At 31.2% G+C, this 19,153-nt stretch carries 19 protein-coding genes and 1 pseudogene; 3 read left to right on the top strand and 17 right to left on the bottom strand.

What is annotated here, in order from left to right; genetic code table 11:
• Window positions 1-118: 118 nt before the first annotated feature.
• From ACREV6_RS09835 to ACREV6_RS09825, 3 genes are read left to right on the top strand one after another with little or no spacing between them, the layout of a single operon-like run.
• Entirely contained in the window at window positions 119-3,241 is a 3,123-nt protein-coding gene (locus tag ACREV6_RS09835; RefSeq protein ID WP_431577838.1) for a PatA/PatG family cyanobactin maturation protease, read from the top strand.
• A 58-nt stretch (window positions 3,242-3,299) separates the two neighbouring features.
• A complete protein-coding gene (locus ACREV6_RS09830) occupies window positions 3,300-3,461 on the top strand; it encodes a hypothetical protein (RefSeq protein WP_431577837.1) in 162 nt (53 codons plus the stop codon).
• Window positions 3,462-3,497: 36 nt separating this feature from the next.
• Window positions 3,498-3,737 carry a hypothetical protein gene (locus ACREV6_RS09825; RefSeq protein WP_431577836.1) on the top strand — a complete coding sequence of 80 codons (240 nt, stop codon included), beginning with the start codon at window positions 3,498-3,500 and terminating at the stop codon, window positions 3,735-3,737.
• Window positions 3,738-3,894: 157 nt separating this feature from the next.
• Here the strand turns inward: ACREV6_RS09825 and ACREV6_RS09820 are convergent, their stop codons facing one another.
• From ACREV6_RS09820 to ACREV6_RS09740, 17 genes and pseudogenes are all read right to left on the bottom strand, one after another.
• Entirely contained in the window at window positions 3,895-5,013 is a 1,119-nt protein-coding gene (locus tag ACREV6_RS09820; RefSeq protein WP_431577835.1) for a hypothetical protein, read from the bottom strand.
• A 78-nt stretch (window positions 5,014-5,091) separates the two neighbouring features.
• Window positions 5,092-6,222 (bottom strand): SPFH domain-containing protein, encoded by a 1,131-nt coding sequence (locus tag ACREV6_RS09815; RefSeq protein ID WP_431577834.1) that lies wholly within the window; start codon window positions 6,220-6,222, stop codon window positions 5,092-5,094.
• Between the two features lie 547 nt (window positions 6,223-6,769).
• Window positions 6,770-7,372 (bottom strand): DJ-1/PfpI family protein, encoded by a 603-nt coding sequence (locus tag ACREV6_RS09810; RefSeq protein ID WP_431577833.1) that lies wholly within the window; start codon window positions 7,370-7,372, stop codon window positions 6,770-6,772.
• Between the two features lie 255 nt (window positions 7,373-7,627).
• Window positions 7,628-8,812: a DNA glycosylase AlkZ-like family protein gene (locus ACREV6_RS09805; RefSeq protein ID WP_431577832.1), complete on the bottom strand. Its 1,185-nt coding sequence runs from the start codon at window positions 8,810-8,812 to the stop codon at window positions 7,628-7,630.
• Entirely contained in the window at window positions 8,806-9,747 is a 942-nt protein-coding gene (locus ACREV6_RS09800; protein WP_431577831.1) for a hypothetical protein, read from the bottom strand. The genes ACREV6_RS09805 and ACREV6_RS09800 overlap by 7 nt, the downstream gene beginning before the upstream one ends.
• 59 nt (window positions 9,748-9,806) lie before the next feature.
• Window positions 9,807-10,733, bottom strand: coding sequence for a helix-turn-helix transcriptional regulator (locus ACREV6_RS09795; RefSeq protein WP_431577830.1), 927 nt, complete (start codon window positions 10,731-10,733; stop codon window positions 9,807-9,809).
• Between the two features lie 111 nt (window positions 10,734-10,844).
• Window positions 10,845-11,873 (bottom strand): DUF1835 domain-containing protein, encoded by a 1,029-nt coding sequence (locus ACREV6_RS09790; protein ID WP_431577829.1) that lies wholly within the window; start codon window positions 11,871-11,873, stop codon window positions 10,845-10,847.
• 78 nt (window positions 11,874-11,951) lie between these two features.
• Window positions 11,952-12,980, bottom strand: a complete 1,029-nt coding sequence (locus tag ACREV6_RS09785; protein WP_431577828.1) for a DUF3658 domain-containing protein — start codon at window positions 12,978-12,980, stop codon at window positions 11,952-11,954.
• Window positions 12,981-12,994: 14 nt separating this feature from the next.
• Window positions 12,995-13,615 carry a hypothetical protein gene (locus ACREV6_RS09780; protein ID WP_431577827.1) on the bottom strand — a complete coding sequence of 207 codons (621 nt, stop codon included), beginning with the start codon at window positions 13,613-13,615 and terminating at the stop codon, window positions 12,995-12,997.
• Between the two features lie 268 nt (window positions 13,616-13,883).
• Entirely contained in the window at window positions 13,884-14,075 is a 192-nt protein-coding gene (locus tag ACREV6_RS09775) for a hypothetical protein (protein WP_431577826.1), read from the bottom strand.
• Window positions 14,076-14,159: 84 nt separating this feature from the next.
• On the bottom strand, window positions 14,160-14,555 hold the full coding sequence (locus ACREV6_RS09770) for a GNAT family N-acetyltransferase (protein WP_431577825.1): 396 nt from the start codon (window positions 14,553-14,555) through the stop codon (window positions 14,160-14,162).
• Window positions 14,556-14,567: 12 nt separating this feature from the next.
• The gene (locus tag ACREV6_RS09765; protein WP_431577824.1) at window positions 14,568-14,696 is read right to left on the bottom strand and encodes a hypothetical protein; all 129 of its coding nucleotides are present in this window, start codon (window positions 14,694-14,696) and stop codon (window positions 14,568-14,570) included.
• An 803-nt stretch (window positions 14,697-15,499) separates the two neighbouring features.
• Window positions 15,500-15,762 (bottom strand): annotated as a pseudogene (locus ACREV6_RS09760) (Txe/YoeB family addiction module toxin).
• Window positions 15,743-15,994 carry a type II toxin-antitoxin system RelB/DinJ family antitoxin gene (locus ACREV6_RS09755; RefSeq protein WP_431578250.1) on the bottom strand — a complete coding sequence of 84 codons (252 nt, stop codon included), beginning with the start codon at window positions 15,992-15,994 and terminating at the stop codon, window positions 15,743-15,745. The pseudogene ACREV6_RS09760 and the gene ACREV6_RS09755 overlap by 20 nt, the downstream one beginning before the upstream one ends.
• Before the next feature lie 205 nt (window positions 15,995-16,199).
• Entirely contained in the window at window positions 16,200-17,339 is a 1,140-nt protein-coding gene (locus ACREV6_RS09750; RefSeq protein WP_431577823.1) for a helix-turn-helix domain-containing protein, read from the bottom strand.
• Window positions 17,340-17,498: 159 nt separating this feature from the next.
• A complete protein-coding gene (locus ACREV6_RS09745) occupies window positions 17,499-18,227 on the bottom strand; it encodes an ABC transporter permease (RefSeq protein WP_431577822.1) in 729 nt (242 codons plus the stop codon).
• The gene (locus ACREV6_RS09740) at window positions 18,220-19,143 is read right to left on the bottom strand and encodes an ABC transporter ATP-binding protein (protein WP_431577821.1); all 924 of its coding nucleotides are present in this window, start codon (window positions 19,141-19,143) and stop codon (window positions 18,220-18,222) included. The genes ACREV6_RS09745 and ACREV6_RS09740 overlap by 8 nt, the downstream gene beginning before the upstream one ends.
• Between the last annotated feature and the right edge of the window lie 10 nt (window positions 19,144-19,153).

Here is a 19,153-nt window from a genome sequence, read left to right as displayed (position 1 = left end):
GTGCCTGGCACTTTTTTTATTTATGTAACCTATTATTAAAAACATCATATATTATGATTGTAAATAGAACAACTTATTGAATTTGAAGGATGTGCAAACAAAAATGACTCCTATTTATTTGGATAATAATGCAAGCACACATGTTGATTCAGAAGTACTGGTTGAACTGCTTCCCCTACTAAATGATAATTATGGAAATCCATCTAGCTTTCATAAGGTAGGCCAAAATGCAAAAGAAGTTTTAGAAATAGCTCGAAAAAGAGTGGCAGCATTATTAGGGTGCAATTCTGAAAATATTATTTTTACTTCTGGAGGAACAGAAGGTAATAATCTTGCAATTAATGGTTTAGCTAATAGTTTAATTGGAAAACATCACTTTATAACATCTCTGGTTGAGCATTCGTCTGTATTAGAAGTATTTCATGCTCTAGAAGAAAAAGGGCATAGTGTGACTTATCTATCTGTAGATAAGAATGGATTAATATCTCCTAGCCAAGTAGAAGAAGCTATAAAAACTCATAAAAATACAGCTTTAATCTCACTTATGTTAGCAAACAATGAGACTGGTGTTATATTTCCAATCAGAGAAATAGGCAAAATTGCCAGAAATTACAATATCCCATTTCATTGTGATGCAGTTCAAGGTATAGGAAAGATGCCTATAAATATTGAAGAATTAAAAGTAGATTTCCTCACTATATCAGGCCATAAGATACATGCTCCCAAAGGGGCAGGTGCTCTCTATATTCGTGAGCTTGATAGCATAGTCCCGTTAACAAAAGGTGGCGGTCAAGAAAAAGGAAAACGTAGTGGAACCGAGTCATTGCCTGCTATAGTTGGTTTAGGAAAATCCTGTGAAATTACTTTTAATAAATTAAATGAAATTATTCCAAAAATCACTAAATATAGAGATCTATTAGAACAAGGTATTCTTAAAATTATGCCTAAGGCATCAATAAATGGACTGAATTCTTTAAGATTATGTAATACTACAAATATTAAATTTTCTGGAATTCCTGGAAAAGAACTTCTTGAAAAACTCTCAATAAATGGAATATATATATCTCATGGTTCAGCATGCTCAAACAATAACATTGGGAATTCCCATGTATTAAAAGCAATGGGATTAACAGATTCAGAAATATGTTCAAGTATACGCTTTAGTCTGTCAAAAGAAACCACCCAAGAGGAGATTACTAAAGTCCTTAAGGAAATTTCAAAAATACTAACATTTATGTCTCCTAAAACGAATACTGAATTTGTTCAAACATCTAATAAACTGTCTTTAAGTGAAAATAGCGAAAATTTAACATCTTATGATATGTTTGAAAATGAATTGCAACTACTATGGTCTCTAACAACGGGAGATCCCCGCATTTGTATTGCTATATTAGATGGACAAGTTGATTTATCACATCCATGTTTTAATGGTGCTCAAATTGATGAAGTAGATTCAGTAATGCATTCTAATAGGATTAAAGGAGCAATAACACATGGAACCCATGTAACTAGTATCATATTAGGACAACATTCTGGAGGGGTTCATGGAATCGCACCAAGATGTAAAGGTATCATATTGCCAATATATTCGGAAGATATTAGTGGAAAGGTAAAATGCAACCAATCAGATTTAGCTAGGGCTATCATTAGAGCTGTAGAACTTGGAGCTCATATTATTAATATTAGTGGTGGACAGCTTGCAGCAGATGGACAGCCCGAGCATTATTTAAGCGATGCAATTAAGTACTGTCAAGAAAAAGGAGTGCTTATTGTTGCCGCCGCCGGAAATGATGGTTGTAGGTGTCTGCATGTCCCAGCCGCTGCTCCTTCTGTTCTTGCGGTAGGTGCTATGGATGCACATGGATCACCTAATAAATACAGTAACTGGGGCGGAGCATATCAAATTCAAGGAATTCTTGCTCCTGGTGAAAATATTTTTGGAGCTGTTCCTTACGGCGGAGTTATTGCTAAAAGTGGCACAAGCTTTGCAACCGCTATTGTTACAGGAGTTATTTCTCTTTTACTAAGTTATCAAATTAAGCATGGAATCACTCCTAATCCTATAGTAATAAGAGATGCACTTTTAAATAGTGCCTCCTCTTGCGAGCTAAACAGCAATTTAGAACAGGAACGCCGCTTAGTAGGTAAACTAAATATTTCTGGCACTCTAGAACGTCTACTAATAAATGCAAGTTCTAAATCATTGATTGACAATTCTTATGATATATTATCAAATTTAAGTGAAAATAATTTGAAAATGAAAGGAAGCTCAGAATTTATGAATTATGAAGATAATAATACAACCACCATTTCGAAAAATAGAAATGATTCTAATAGTCCCATTGATCCTAATAAAAATACTGAAGAATTAAAATCATGTAATGTAGCACCCTCTGATTGTGGCTGTAATAGCAAAAATTCAGCTCCAGCCCTTGTTTATGCCCTTGGAAATATAGGCTACGATTTTGGTAGTGAGGCTCGCCGTGATTCATTCACTCAAATGATGAGTAGTTCCCAAAATCCCCATCCTAATCCTTATTCACCTAATCAATTATTAGATTATCTTGAAAAAAATTCAACTCACGCTGCATCACTTATATGGGTTCTGAATCAAGAAGCTACACCAATTTATGCAATTCAGCCCCTAGGTGTTTTTGGATCTGAAGGATATAAAATTCTACGAGAATTTCTGAAGGATATGAGCGATGGAATTAGTGATATTGTTTCTATTCCTGGCATTGTTTTGGGAAATGTAACTTTAATGAATGGTTATACCGTTCCTGTAATTGTACCTGAATTAAGAGGCATGTATAACTGGTCTGTTAATAAGTTAATTGAATCTGTCCTTAAAAAACCACTGAATCATATTGATCTAAACTGTCAAAAAGATTTACAAACAAAGAAAGACACTATGGCTAATTTTCTTAAACGAGTATATTATGAACTCAGAAATTTTGGAATAACTTCTAAGGAACGTGCACTAAATTATACAGGAACCAATTTAGCCCAGATTCAGGAAGTTCTTGATTCAGCAATATTGAAAAATTTGTCTCTAGATACAATAGAAGCCGAGCGTAGTATGATTTGTCGACCTAATTCCGATTGTTGGGATATAAAACTAACCATGTTTGATCCAAAAAATAGACTTGAAAAAGCAAGAATTGTATACTTCTTTACATTAGATGTTAGTGATGTAGTTCCTGTTTCAATAGGTACTGTACGTTCCTGGGAAATATATTAATCTCTATATTAGAGATACTAACATTTAATTATTAAAATTAAATGGAGGTTTTACTATTATGAAATTACCAGATCAGTCAAAACCTATTATAAGAAATTCAACAAACATTATTTTAAATAATAGAAATATAAAGCCAAGTATGTTCTATGCATGTCAGGAATGCGATAATTTACCAGAGCCAGCAAAAACCGCTTGTAAAATTATGTGTATTCGCTTCTAAATATTTCTGCATAGCTATGAAGGGAGGTGAATTCATATGATGTTGCCAACTCAATCAAAACCAATTTCTAGAAGTTCCTCATATATTGTTGATACAGACAATAGTATATCTCCAAGTGGTTTATGTGAAAGCGCTTGTAGTCTTTTGCCAATAAACTATCAATCTATATGTAAAGGAGCTTGTTCGGCTGGTAGTGCACTCTGTCCTACCCTTTGTGCAGCTTTACCAATGCCTTTTAATATGATTTGTAATGGAGCTTGTAAGCTTTTGGTTTAATAATATATTTACGCGCTAAAAACTCTTCTTTCAAATTATTACTATTTTATCAACTAAAGTTAATATTGATTTAAGCAGAAGGTTAAGGGACTATCTCTTTTGAGTTAGTCCCTATTAAATATATAATTTTATTTTATTTAGTAAACTTGCACATCACCTACTTATTTGAAAAATAGAAATATGCTCCACCCATCACAGCTAGAATAGCTAAAATGAGTAACATTACTTTTACAATACTAACTGGAGATTCACCATCAACTTCACCGGTTTGCCCGTTTATCATAAACCTGTATACCTTGGTTTTATAAATATACGCAGAAATCCATATAGGTAATAAAATATGTTTAAATTTTATAGCATCATAGGAAGTTGAAAAACTTAAGTTTCTTACTTCATCTCCACCTATATGATTCCTAATCTCACCTCTTAAATCACTTTCTATTTTATCCTCAGCTATTTTCCAACCTGATTTTAAATCTATGCTATATCTTTCAGCCAAAAAACCTGATAAAAATTCCGGTTTATACTGGACCAGATCATTTAGATTAAAGGGTTCTAATTTGCTTATTATATGATTATTAATTTGCGCTGACGCATTAATTAATATATCATCAAAAAATTTAGAATAATCTCCAGATACATAGCTCCATGATGTTTTTCTAACTTGCTTTGTAACCTGCTTTCTTTCACCGTCCTGTTCAACCCATTCAGTTTCAGTTACGTAGTAGTATGTGCCTCTTTCTGCGGTGTAATCTGAAAATGTGTCACTGTCATATGTCCAGAAAGGTATATATACCCCCTTCATTTTGTCCCTGTTATAGCTAGATTTAAGTGCTCTAGGAGCGAAAAATAATTTTTTTATCCAATTTGAAAATAATTCTCCCGCTCTATCTTTTGATATAACAAAGGGTATTAGTGACTCAGGTACTATACCTGCAGCTTCCTGGGTTTTTATTATATGTGAAGACCCACAAAAGGCACAAAACTGTGCTGTGCTATTTTCATCCAGCAATGTCTCAGCACCACAACTCTCACACTTAATTATTCTTTTTTCATTTCCCCAATTTTTATTACCAGTATTCTCTGCGGTATAAAAGTCATTTTCAATTATATTTGTTTTTTCAAAATTAACTTCACTTTCACTAGAGCAATATAGACAAACTAATTTTTGTTTTTTAGGATCAAATACCATATTACCGCCACAGGAAGGGCAAAGAAAACGTTCTGTTTGTTCCTGTTTAGTATTAGTATTTTCAGTACAAGGTGTTTCCGCCATATTATTTTCCCCCTAATACACTTCTTTAAAAATTGTCAGTACGCTAGCATATTTTTCGTCATAGTATTTTTTTAAAGTCTAAGCATTGGCAGTTCCACATTCAGGGCAGAACTTTGCGCCTGGAGACATTTTAGCTTTGCAATTTGAGCAGAACTTTTCTAAATTCTGAGAACAACCACATTCTGGGCAGAATTTTGCATTACTATCAACATCTGCTCCACACTTATTACATTTATTCTTTAACTGCTCTAATGGTTTTCCACATTCCGGACAAAATTTATGATTGTTTAACACTTGTGAATGGCAGTGAGGACATTGAACTGTACTAGCCTCAGAAGAATTCTGCAAATGTGAATTTCCTTTTAATGACTCTGCCATAACATTCCCAATAGCTGCCCCAGCTCCTATGGAAGCTCCTACACCACCCATACCTGGATTTTGAGCAGCATCTCTTATTGCTTCTGCAGCTTGATACTGAGTATACTGATTTAGATTTCCAAGCACTCCCATAGAGGTTCTTTTATCCATAACTTTTTCAACTTCTTCTGGAAGAGACAAATTTTCAATTATTAGCGTTTTAAGTTCAAATCCAAATTCATAAAATTTAGGTTGTAATTTGTTTTTAGCTTGCTCGCTTAACTCATCATAATTCATAGCTAGATCCAGTGCAGGTATTTTTGATTCACCTAGTAAATCTGTAATACCTGATAGAATAGTACGTTTTAATTGTCCTGAAATACTTTCAGTATCAAAACGCTGATTAGTTCCAAAAACCTCTTTTAAGAATATTTCAGCATTAGTAACTCCATAGGAATAAATACCGTATCCTCTTAATCTAAGCATACCAAATTCTTTATCACGCATCATTATAGGATTTGACGTACCCCATTTTTGATCTGTAAATTGTTTTGAATTAACAAAATACACTTCTGCTTTAAAAGGAGAATTAAAACCATATTTCCATGATTTTAGCTTAGTAGTTATAGGCATATTTTCAGTAGATAAAATATATCTACCTGGATAAAATACGTCTGCTATAACACCCTCGTTAACAAATACCGCAAGTTGAGATTCTCTTACAGTTAATTGCGCTCCCATTTTTATCTCTTTGTTTTCTACTGGAAATCTATATACCATTGTATCTGTAGTATTATCAGTCCATTCTATTACCTCAATAAATTGATTTTTAATAAAGTTGAATAATCCCATATTTAAATCCTCCTAGTAATCCTTAAGTGCACATAACACTTTTAATAAATTCATCTATTTATAATTTTCTATACTCACTTCCGAAATCCCTTTTTTACCACTTTATTTCCTATTAACATTTCATAGTGCCACCCACGTGGCAAGTGGCAAAAGTGACAAGCTCTAGCATATAGATATTATCCACAGCCACTTCCGCAAACTGTTTCTTATATAAGAACAAGTGTAATAAAAAACACCCTTTCAAGTACCTTAGTTACTCATTTTCTTGAAGTAAGATGTAAAAATGCCGTAAAATTCAATTTCTGAATTTTACGGCATTTTAAGGTATTATTCTGTTTTAATAGTTGTGATGCTTAATAAGAATATCCCGAATCACTTAAATTTTTCTGGTTTTTCGACTCTCATGGATAAAATATGACCACAATTCGTGCAAATATCAGCATACCCCTTAAGTTTACCTTTCCCAATTTCATAGCATCCACATATTGAACATTTATTGTTAGAACTGGCTTTTAGAATGTTACGAACTAAATTTTTTTTGAAATCACTACTTAACATTTCTAAAAAATGTGTAGTCCTCTGATATAATTGGTTTTTTTATTCCACTAAACCAATTTTCATCACAATCAAAATTTAACTTACGACAAACTTCTATTGAAAACTCTCTGTAGGCTTTCCCCATTGCAGTAATAATATTTCCATCTGTTACAAGAGGTGCTTTTACAATATAGTCTCGATTAATAAAATCATACATATCAATATCTTCTTCATATAAACCTGCACAATATTTTCTCCCATCAAGTACACCAGCCTTTGCCAATAATATTGGAGAACTTGATATACTTGCAATGATAATCTTACTATTATTTTTGAACTGTCTTAAAAAAGTTATATACCTGTCGTCATTTAAAACATTAGGAAAACACCACATACCAGGTAACACTAAACAATCATAATCATCTATGATAAATTCATCAAGTCTTTTATCAGGAATAAAATGGAACCCCTCTTCGCTATCAACAGGATTTTTTTCAGCCGAAAAGACATCAATTTCTTTCTCGAAAATCTTAAACATTGCTGATAATATACTTATTTCATAGTTGCTAAACCCTGGATAAATGAGCATTGCTATTTTTTTTTGTTTTATCACAATAAGCCCTCCCTAATATTTAATAGTTTCTTCGCAAGCATTTCAATTTTCAAGGTTAAGATTCACCTTTTCTAATCCTGCACTCATATTATCGAGAGCACCATCAATCTGATTTTCTATTGACTGGCCTACATTTCATACGCAGAAACTTAAGAATATAAAATCACAGGCTTCAACGTAACCGGAATAGGCTATTTCCTCACTTACTTCATTTCTAATTATTTCATTCGTTTACATAGTTTCCTTTAATCATTTTTAAATACTACAGCAAATTTTTACTTTGTCACAAAGGTTATATTCTTTAAATCTATTTATTCCAGAAATTATATTATTTCTATACTCTGAAATATCCATTTCATCTTGAGCCCAAAAATTTTTAACAATCAGTGTTTTGCTTTTCTTATCTGTTTCCATTTCAATCCTAGCAATTAATTTATTATCACAAAGTATGGGTAAAACATAATAACCATACTTTCGTTCTACAATAGGAGTGTATACTTCCCATTTGTATTCAAAGTCAAACAACTCAGCAATTAATTTCCTATCCCAAAGTAAATTGTCCAGTGGGGCAAGTATTCTAGCGTAACTACTTTTAATAGGATTCTTTATTGAAGCTTGCAACAGTTCCAGATTTTCAGTCGCAATGTATAGATCTTGTTTCATGCCAACCACAGTTATTTTAGAAATTTTTCCATCATTGAGTAAAGCATTAAATGTTCTATTACGCTCTTCACTTTTTAGTCCATTTATACCAAGCCAAGCATCGCTCTGTCTATTCCATAATACACCAATACTATTAATTCTACGGAGTACAACCCACTTAAAATATTCTTCCTCTGTAGTGTAACGTTCCTGCATTGTAAAATACTTTTCTAATATGTACGTGTCAGATAGACAATAATATCTTCTTGTACCTTTTTTATGGTGAACAACAGCAATTCCGGCGTAACACATGCACTCTAAGGCTGCCTTTGCAAGTCTCTGTGGTCCATAATGCCAACCTACTTTTTCATCAAAGGCAAAATCTGAGGAACATGCAAAATCATTCACTTGCAAATACTCAGTTATTTTGTAAATGGTATCTTTGTGCTCATTACACCAATTCAAATAGCTTTTCCTATATCTTTCAAAATATGGCCAATCGCTTACAGCGCATATGGACATATTTTTGTCCCACACATCAAACAGAACCCTATCAGAATAAAGATATTTTTCAATATCACCCTTTTGATAACAGCTACATCGAGATTGTAATACCAAATCAGGATTTCGACCTACCACATTTAGAGGGTCATACTGAATACACCCAACCTTACGAATATATTCTACAATACTATCTTTGACTTGAAGTATTGAATCATCACATAAATGTTGATATCTAACTAAATAATTACATATTTGTTGTTTTTCATAATTGTTTGGTGAAATAATAATCACCACTTTCTTTTTAAATAATAATCATTATAGGGCACAATACTATTATTTCCGCACTTCTCAAACCTATTATTTTCCAAGGCTAGGGTCCTTTGTGTATCATCTTTGGTGGCTTTAATTATAATATTTTCAATATCGAAATCTGTATAAAAATTATCTTTTGCCATTTTTAAGATTTCAGAGAATACCTCTTCATCTTCAAAAGATGATAGAATATCAATCCTAAGGATGCCAATTCGACAAACACCATCTAGAAATCTTGTTGTATTAGGAACAGGTGCTATTTCTATAGTACCAATTATAGTATTTGTATGTTTATGTGTTACACTCCATCTAATATAAAATTTTGCATCAAATTCTTCTTTCCATCCAATAATACCTTTTTTTACAACATCAATATTATGGGTATCCCATTCACCACCGCAATTGTCATTGTTAATATGGCTCCTAGTAATTGGGTCTGAATAACACTTAAATAGTTCTATTGCGTCTTCATCCTTAACTTTTGTAAATATTAAGTTATCAGTTTCATATACTGGACACTTTATAAAAGGATTATTTCTTTTTCCATATTCTATAATCTTTATTATCTCCTCTTCAGAATCAAGGCTGTCATAATCTCCTTTTAAGCCATTGGAAACGTGATATGTAATTCCATTATTATAATTTATTTTTAGACATTTTACTAATTTCTCTACCCCTTTTTCTTTAGCAAAGCGATTAAAAGCACGAATACGAATATTTTGCATCATTTTTTCATCGCAGGGAAATTCAGAACACTCAAAGCATCCATTCATGTCTTTACTTTTGCAACACTTACAAATATTACATGATCCTTTGTTGCTACAACCATCTTTGTGACACCCTAAACAATCTTCCTCACTGCATAAAACACATGCTAAGCCACAACATCCAATTCCTTTTTCTTCATAAAAATTCACCCTAAAACCTCCTGTTTTTGCTTTTATTATACAGGATGATCTATGACAGCTGTATGTCGCTATTCATGGTACAACTTTAAAATTTCTATTGCTTTTTCTTTCAAGCTATTTTTTAACTCATCAGGTTCTATAACTGTAATATTATTACCAAATCCTAAAAGCACTGAAAACCACATTCTTTCATTTTTAGGTACATGGATCGCTAATAAAAAATCTCCGTTATCATACTCATTTATTATTTTTCCTTTAAGATATTCTAATACTTGTATTTTAACTTTTTTCTTGCACAAAAGTTTAATATCATAATACTGTCTGTTATCTTGTTTCTCCTGATTAAGAAGTAAAATATCAGGCGACTTATGCGCCTTAGTAAAGTTTTTTTGTGTCTTTTCTAAATTCTCAATTCTGCTGAGTTTGAATAAACAATAATCACACCTATTCGTGCAATAGCCAAGCAGGTACCATGAATACCATTTGTAAGTAATCGCCAGCGGTTCGATTAATCTGTGAGTGATAGCACTGTCAGCATTAGTATAATCAAAACATATTGACTTTTCTTCAGCAATTGAATTTTCTAAAAATTTTAGATATTTATCAGTATTATTTCCCTCTCGTAGGACATTAAAATCAAGAAATATTTTCTGTTTCAGATCAGTACTATGAAAAGATGTCAGTAATACTTTATCTATAGTTGCTTCTAATTTCTGATTGTTATAAGCCGAACATAATCCTTTTAAAGCTGTTACAATGAATAAATAATCCTCAGTATTAGTTATTGATTTATTGAGTTTAAAGCTATCGATAATTTCGTAACCGCCATTTGTGCCAGCACTTGATGAAACTGGTATCCCCGCTAAATTTAGTGATTCAATGTCCCGCTGAATAGTTCTTTGTGATACTTCGAATCTTTCTGCCAATGTACGGGCACATACTTTATCTCGATTAAGCAGATGTATTGTTATTCCTAGTAAACGATCAATTTTCATTAGAACACCTCCACGTAGTACGATTGAAGTGGAAATTAAAATAAGCAAGATATAAATAATTTCTGCGTTTTTTTACAGTTGTAACTTAACTACTAAAAATATCTTGCTTAATCATAAATTTTTAACTTGTCTTATAGTTAATCCTGTTTTATCTGCTATGATTTTTGAATCTAATACATCCTTTAACTTTTTAGCTATACTTATTTTCTCTTCTAACCTGCCTTCTTTTATATATTCATTTATCATATATTCTTCTTCATTTAAAGATTTTTTATTGTTTTTCCAAACACTCATAGCCTTTTGATTGGTACTTAGAATCTTTAATCCTTCCTCTGTTATCTTTATTTCTATTTCCATGCTCTCAAATTTACCCTGGCATGCCTCAGAGCATGTGTAATCAATTTTTCCTAACTTAACTAATTTTCTTACTCTCCATAATATATAATCAAAGGAAATTTCTACATCACTGTTTTCCATTATAGACCTCACAATTTCAGCTGAGTTTCTGAATTCTTTTGGGGTGTATTTTAATACATCTATATCAAAGTAATTTTCATCTACACTTTTTATTTGTTCATTTTTGAAAACACGCAATATACAGTTATCATTTTTTAATAATTCCCATGTATCAAGAAGTTGTTTATATTTATTTGAGTTCAGTTTTTGCTTTACACTGGTATATTTTTCTATATATTGGGGTACAATATCTCCAGTATCTCTAGCTAAATACACATTGTCTTTATCTTTTACTACTGTATCTGTTGCATTTATTAAATATATATTTAAATTCCTATCCTTTAAAAGTTCTAAGGCATATAACATTCCACAGAACTCTTGACTGGAACCGTACCATAAGTATAAAGTATCCTTGTCATCTATTTTAGAAATTTCATTGTAAAATATATTATAATTTTCCTTTAAGTCCTCTGCACCATAACTCGCAAAATACTCCCCTTCATCAACGATACTCCCCCAATTAATTCTTTCTGCAATGTTCAGTCCAACCTTTATAGGTCCATGTGAAAGATCATCTGAAAGAACTATAACCTTTTGCTGGGCATCCAGTTCACTCATCCTAATAGCAACTCTAAATTTTCCTCCTGCACCTTCTGAAAAACATATATTAACTATATTATTCATTTCATACTCCTTTCAAGTTCGCACACCAATAATACCTAGAAAAATAACATAATATCTTAAATCTAATCATTTCTTACATTAATTTTTCTCTATATTTTTAACTTGCTCTATGCTTAATCCTGTTTTATCCGCTATAGTCTCCATATCTAATACATCCTTTAATTTTTTCGCTATATCTATTTTTTCTTTCATTCTACCTTTTTCTCTATATTTATCTTTCATCTCTTGTTCCTGCTTTGACTCTTCTCTATCCTCTTCCCAAATCTTCATTGCATCTTTGTCAGTACTAAGATATTTCAATCCTTCTTTTGTTATTTTTATTTCCATTCCCATGAATCCAAACTTGCCGTTGTATTCTATTTTTCCTGATTTAATCAGTTCTTTTATTCTCCAAAATATATACTCATCCGAAATTCTATCTTCACTTTTACCTACCACATTACCTAAAGTTCTCATAGAATTTCTAAATTCTTTTGGTGTATATTTTAGTATATCTATATCAAAATAATTTTCATTTACACTTTTCACTTTTCCATCTTTAAGAACACGTAATATAGAATCATCCTTTTTTAATGATTCCCAATCATCAAAAAATTGTTTATATTCATTTGAATCCAGCTTTCTTTTTGCAGCAGCATATTTTTCTATGTTTTCTGGTATGATTTCTCCCATATCCTTAGCTTGGAATACATCCTCTTCATGTTTAATAACTGTATCTTTTACATCTATTATATATATATTTAGCTTCCTACCTTTTAAAAATTCTAAGGTATATAGCATTCCACAGAACTCTTGGCTAGATCCATACCAGAGGTATAAAGTATCACCGCTATCCAGCTTAGAAATTCCATCGTGAAATGCATTATAATTTTCTTTTAACTCCTCTATATCGGAATCAGTAAATAAATTTAATGGATCCGCTCTCTCAAGAATATTATACCAATTAATTCTTTGCTCAATATTTACTCCACCCTTTATAGTTCCCTGTGAAAGGTTATCAAAAAGAACTATAACCTTTTTATTATCCTGAAGTTCGTTGGTACTTACAGCCTGTTCTAAAGTTGCTCCTGCACTTTGTGAAAAACATATGTTTATTATCTTATTCATATTTATTCCTCCTGTTAAAAAATCAAAAATTTCATTAGCACGCTCAGGCAAAGCGCCCTGGCAAATCCCCCTAATAATTGGTCATTACTTGTAGAATTTTTAGTCTCTATATTTCCTTGTGTTTTAATTGATACATATACCTTTGCACTAGCATTATTTCCAATAGCTACTACTCTGTTTACCCCTTTTGCTATATCTATTGTTGTCTCATTCTTTTCATTACCCTTACCTGAAGTATGCTCAAATATTGTTATAAGCTTTTTATCCGGAGTACATAAAAGTAGCTTATACTTTCCTTCTTTACCAAATTCCAAATTATAATTTAAAGTTATCTTGCCAGCTTCCTTTGCATCTAAAATCCAATAATTTACTGCTCCATAATACCCCTCAACTTCCAAACTAACAATCTCCTTATTCTTTATATTGCCCGCATATGTTGAATAATAGGCTCCTCCACAATTATTAGCTATGTGCTCTTCATCATCATAGATACTTTTATAAGTCTCACTTATTTTCTCAGTATGTTTACTTGTACTTTGCTTATCGTTGCTTACTTCACTATTCCTGCAGCCATTAAAAATTACTATAGTTGAAATAATTATAGGTATGACAATTAATATGTAATGCTTTTTCATTGATATTAGCTCCTTTTATTATCTATTAGGGATGGTGACTACAAAGTATAAATTTCCAAGCACTACCCCTTAGACACTTGAAAAGAAATAATAAGCTTCGTCTATAACTTTAGTGTCGGATGAGGCAAGCTTACTGCCGGCGGAGTGTAAAATTATATAACTAATCGTTAGAACCGTAGTTTTTTACGAGTCCGACGCATTTTAGGAAAGATGTGAATCAAGTTTCTTGCAAGGATATAACATACCAATGTTATGTTATATTTTGTATTTACTTTTTTAAACCAGTTAATCCTCTATAAATTGAACCAGCAGATGGTAATGCTACAAGCATTACCACAATTACTACTCTTAAATCATGTGCATAAATAACATAAATCAAGGCAGATAAATCAATTATTACGGCAAAGCATGCTAAAACAAACAAAAATTTCTTAGTAAATAAATCTTTATATTTTTCCATCTTAATACCTCCGTTAAATAATCTTTACTCCGCAATTATTTACAATAGTGACACCATATTATAAAAATAATTTTCTAAATCATATTAGTTAATTGTGTACGCCATAAATAAAGCATCATAGAATCTATCGTTAATCTGTAAATTTCTAGTTATTATCCCCTCTTGTGTAAATCCTAATTTTTTATATACATGGATTGCTGAAAAATTATCATCTCTAACTATCAAGTTTATTTTTCTTATTGACCCTGACTGTTTACACCAGTTAATTAATTGTTTTATTAGTTCCGCTCCAATTCCATTTCCCCAATATTCTTTTAAAACACTTACACCAAATTCTCCAGTGTGTGCTACTCTTGGTCTTGAACCTGCCATGAAGTTTAAACATCCAACTATCTTCTCATCAATTTCAGCAATTATAAATATAGCGTTGTTTTGTCTCAATGTATTTTCAAGATGTTTTTCTTCCTCTTCAACGCTCATTATAAATTCTCCTTATCCAAATGTTAAAAAATCCGTTTCATTACTGATTGTATTCACATGTTCTAAAAGTTTAATTGCGTCAGAACCTCTTGCTTCTCTAATAACAACTGATTTTCCATTTTCTAATATCATATTTTTCATTTAATAAGCCCCCTTAAATATTACAATAAATAATTCTAATTTCATTACAAGTAAACATTATTTTACTGTTGTTACATAAAATATTTATTTGATTATACCATTGTTACCTTAAATTGAATATAAACACAATCTGATTTACAGTCTTAATAAGTAAAGCATTTACATTTTCGGAATCTTATTTTCCTTAACGTACGAAATATCATTTTTCCCTTTACCAGTCATTTTATCTAATTTATTAAGATTTTTATTCTGACTTTCCCGAAGATAATAAGTTGCTCTAATTAGTTTATCTTCTTCGTTTTTTTAGTATTGCTATTTTCTTCTGCTTGCCTTTTTTTCACAAGCATTTCAATTTTTAATTTTTCAAAATTATTTTGTTCTTTTGGATTAGGCAATTCCTTTCAGCAACCTCTCTATACTTTTAAAAATTCCGTGGTAGCTCCTTCATCATATTCAAGTTGCTCAAGTCCCTTAAGTTTTTCGCTGAGGTATAAATCAATTCTAGCTGCTCTATGAAATTCTGCATTTATTTCTTCTATATGTTTATTGGGTAGCAGATGAAGACCCTCTCTAGCATTAATAATGCAGTCTTCAATTTTTGCCGGTTTTCTTCTATCAATAAGATCATAAAATGTTTTCTTATAATTTTTTTCATTTACTTATTCCTCGCGTTTTCATTAAAATAGTGAATTTAAAATAGCTTTGCATTAGTTTTTGACTAATGCAAAGCTATTTTATGAGAAAACCGTTAGTTGTTGCAGGTAATCTACATACTTACTGTAGCCACTAAATCATCTTTATTCTCAGAAAAAAGAAAAAACTTCAGTAGGAGTATAAAATCTCCTTCTGAAGTCTTCAATGCGGTATACCAAACGGTTCTCACCATCAATTTTTCTACTCCAAAAACCCTGTAACTCATATTTTAATGGTTCGGGTTTTCCAATGCCAGTATATCCGTTGCAATCTATATCTTTAAGAAGTTGATTGATTTTCTTTAATGTTTTTTATCCTGTGACTGCCACTCAACATAATCACTCCAAGATTCATCAGAGCATACTTTCTTCATTTTCTACCTCAACAATATCGTGTATTGTACCTTTTCCTTGATTAAGTTGATTGATAGATTTTTTCAAGTGTGCCATATTAGATTCATTATAAAAAGAATCACTTGCAGCAATTTCAAAAGGTATTTTTCGCTCTCTAACAACTACTTTTACAAAAATAGTAAATGCGGTTGTCATATTCATACCAAAATCCGAAAAAAGGATTTCTGCTTGTTTCTTTAATTCTTCATTAATGCGAATATTATGTTAATTATTCATTGGAAGTTACCATATAATATTTTATAATGGGCTTAATTGTGTAAATTTAAGATAGTTTTGATTAAATTTTTTTACGATAGCAAAACAAATTGTGTTCACAATTTGTTCATGACTCCCGGGTGTATTTATGAGCGAAGCGACTTTACTACTTCTATGAGTGTTTTTATTTCAATCCTAGCGATTAATTTGTTATCACCCTGGAAGCTGCAATGTCGTTAACAGATTTTCTCTCTAAATCCTTTAATTTATTAATAATGCCTATAAAATCGCCACTTTCCCTAACTGAATCAAATACTGCTTGACGAAAAATCTCGAATATATTTTCATATGAATTCATTGTTATTGTTCGCTCTCCATCAGGAATTTCATTAAAGCACCAAATATATCTAAATATCTCTGGTTTATCCATATCATTTCTACGTATGTCTTCTATCATTTTATGTAACATATCCATTGCCTTTTTCTTCTCATTAAATTGTAAGTAAGTTCGGGCAAAATTCAAATATTCCATTGATAACCTAAATACTGAATCTCCTTCAGGAGAAAAAGTTTTTTGAATATTAGTAGACAGGTTGTAGTATCTCTCTATCATATTTAAATCTTTTTCATCTTTCATATATGAATTAGCCAACCCTAAACATATAATACATATATCCTCTATATTCTTATACAACTTACTTTGAAGTAACTTTCTAGCTTTTTTCATTTCATTCTTTTGCATATATATGCTTGAAAGTATAACATCGGGGTCTAATTGACTTTTATGAATTTTTTTTAAAGCCTCTAGGGCTTTATCTTCTTCCTTCACAACTTGATAAAGAGCACCAAGTTGATATAGTGCCCGCTCAACTGATTCTTCTTTGCTAGAATTTTGTGCTACGGCCTCAAGTAATTCTATTGCATAGCATATAATGTTCATGAATTTTTCCTCACTATTTGCCGCTTTACAAGAATAAAAACTAAATAATAACCCTATTCTAAGCTTTAAATAATAGCATCCTGGATACTTTAATATATACTCCTTACTCTTATCTATTGCTTTATCTAAATCCCCACTGCTAAATAAAGATTCGCATTCACTAAATATTTTCATAACTTCCTCATCTGAAAGTTCGATTTTAAAGTTCAATAACTTATCTATAGAAACATTAAAGAAAGTTGCAAGAATAGGTAATAGTGTTATATCTGGATACGAAATTCCACCTTCCCATTTTGATACCGCTGCTGTTGATACACCAATAAAATTCCCTAATTGTTCTTGAGTAATATTTTTTTCTTTTCTTAATTTAAAAATAACTTCACCTATTGATAATTTATTCATTGTTTATCACTCCATGATTTTATTATAAAGCCCTATACTCTTAGTATAGCTTGATTTCGTCTTTATACCAATGGATACATAGTTGAATATAATATCAAAAATTCAACCCTAGGTTAAGCTAGAATCTTAATTCATAACAATCATGAATCTTATGGATATCTATAGCACTATATCTTTTTTCTTTATAATCAATGAACTTACTTGCGAAAATACTATTATATATATAACAGCAATTATTGCGAATAAAAATATACTGTGTGGACCGCTCTTATTTATGTAGGACGCAGCATACATTCCTCCACCTGGCATAAAGTAAATTACATCCTTTTGTACAAGCATAAGCATACTTAATATAACAGTAATTCCTATTCCTAAACCAATCATTGCACCACTATTATTAATAAATAGCGCAATTAAACTTATCATTGCACAAAAGGATAGTAAAGGAAGTATTAGAACGCCATAACATTTAATATTGTAAACAAGATTTTTTATAGTCTCTTCTTTTCCACCCAATCCAAATATAATAGTCCCTACAATATAACTAAAAATAAAACTAATAGCCATAAATATCAATGCATATAAAGATATAAATAAAAGCTTTCCAATTATAAAATCACTTTTCTTTATAGTTGTCATCAAAGAAAACTTCATAGTTCCAAGGCTGTAGTCCTCTGTTAAAACTTCTACTATAACCAACACCATAAATATTGGCACTATAGGTTTCATCACCATACCATCTAAAGTTGCTACCACAAAATTATTTGCATTAATTCTAGAACCCACTGCACCCATGAGGATTATACTGAAAATTAATATAGCGCACAGTAAATAAAACTTTTTACTACTAACCATTTTTATTATCTCATTTTTAAAAATCTTAAGCATATTTTCTTTCTCCTTCCATTATATTTAAAAAGTAATCCTCCAAAGAATTTTCCTTGCAGCATATATTTTCAATATTTATTTCATTGGAAACTAGTAGATTATTTATCTTCTGAAAATTACCCTTTTTAAGCCTAATTCTTATACCACTCTCAAATTTCTCAATCTTCATTGAAATATCCATACCTGTGAGAAGCCTTGCAGTCTTTTCCTCTTCTTTTGTATGAATTTCGATTATTTCCTCCTCGGTATTTAATAGTTCTTCTACACAACCTTGAACCCTTAAACAACCTTTTTCTATAATTCCTATTCTGTTACATACAGCTTGAATTTCACTCAATATATGAGATGATATCAGAAAAGTTACTCCATACTTTTCGGATAAATCATGTATTAATTTTCTTATATCTTTTATGCCCTGAGGATCTAATCCATTGGTAGGTTCATTTAGTATAACTATATTGGGATTGTTTAAAAAAGCTCTTGCAATTCCAAGCCTCTGTTTCATACCTAAGGAATATTTTGAAACCTTTTTATTTGCAGCTTCAGTCATATTTACCATTTCAAGTACTTCCTTCACCCTCTCCTTTGGAAGTTCATAAAGATTAGCCATGAGAAGAAGATTTTTGTAACCTGATAATCCACCATAAAAACTTGGTGCTTCTACCATAGCACCTATCCTTTCAATAGCCTTTTCTCTTTGACTATGAACGTCATACCCGTTTATAATAACCTTTCCTGATGAAGGCTTTATGAGGCCCATGATACTCTTTATAGTTGTACTTTTTCCCGCCCCATTTGGTCCAAGAAATCCATAAACATCTCCCTCATATATTGTAATGCTTAGATTATTCACCACTTTCTTACCATTATATTCTTTAGTTAAACCCTCAGTTTCTAATAAATGTTTTTGCGTCATATATAATCAG

The organism is Clostridium sp. (assembly GCF_050717515.1).
Taxonomy (GTDB): domain Bacteria; phylum Bacillota; class Clostridia; order Clostridiales; family Clostridiaceae; genus Clostridium_AD.
This window is presented reverse-complemented; position numbering and strand designations above follow the sequence as displayed.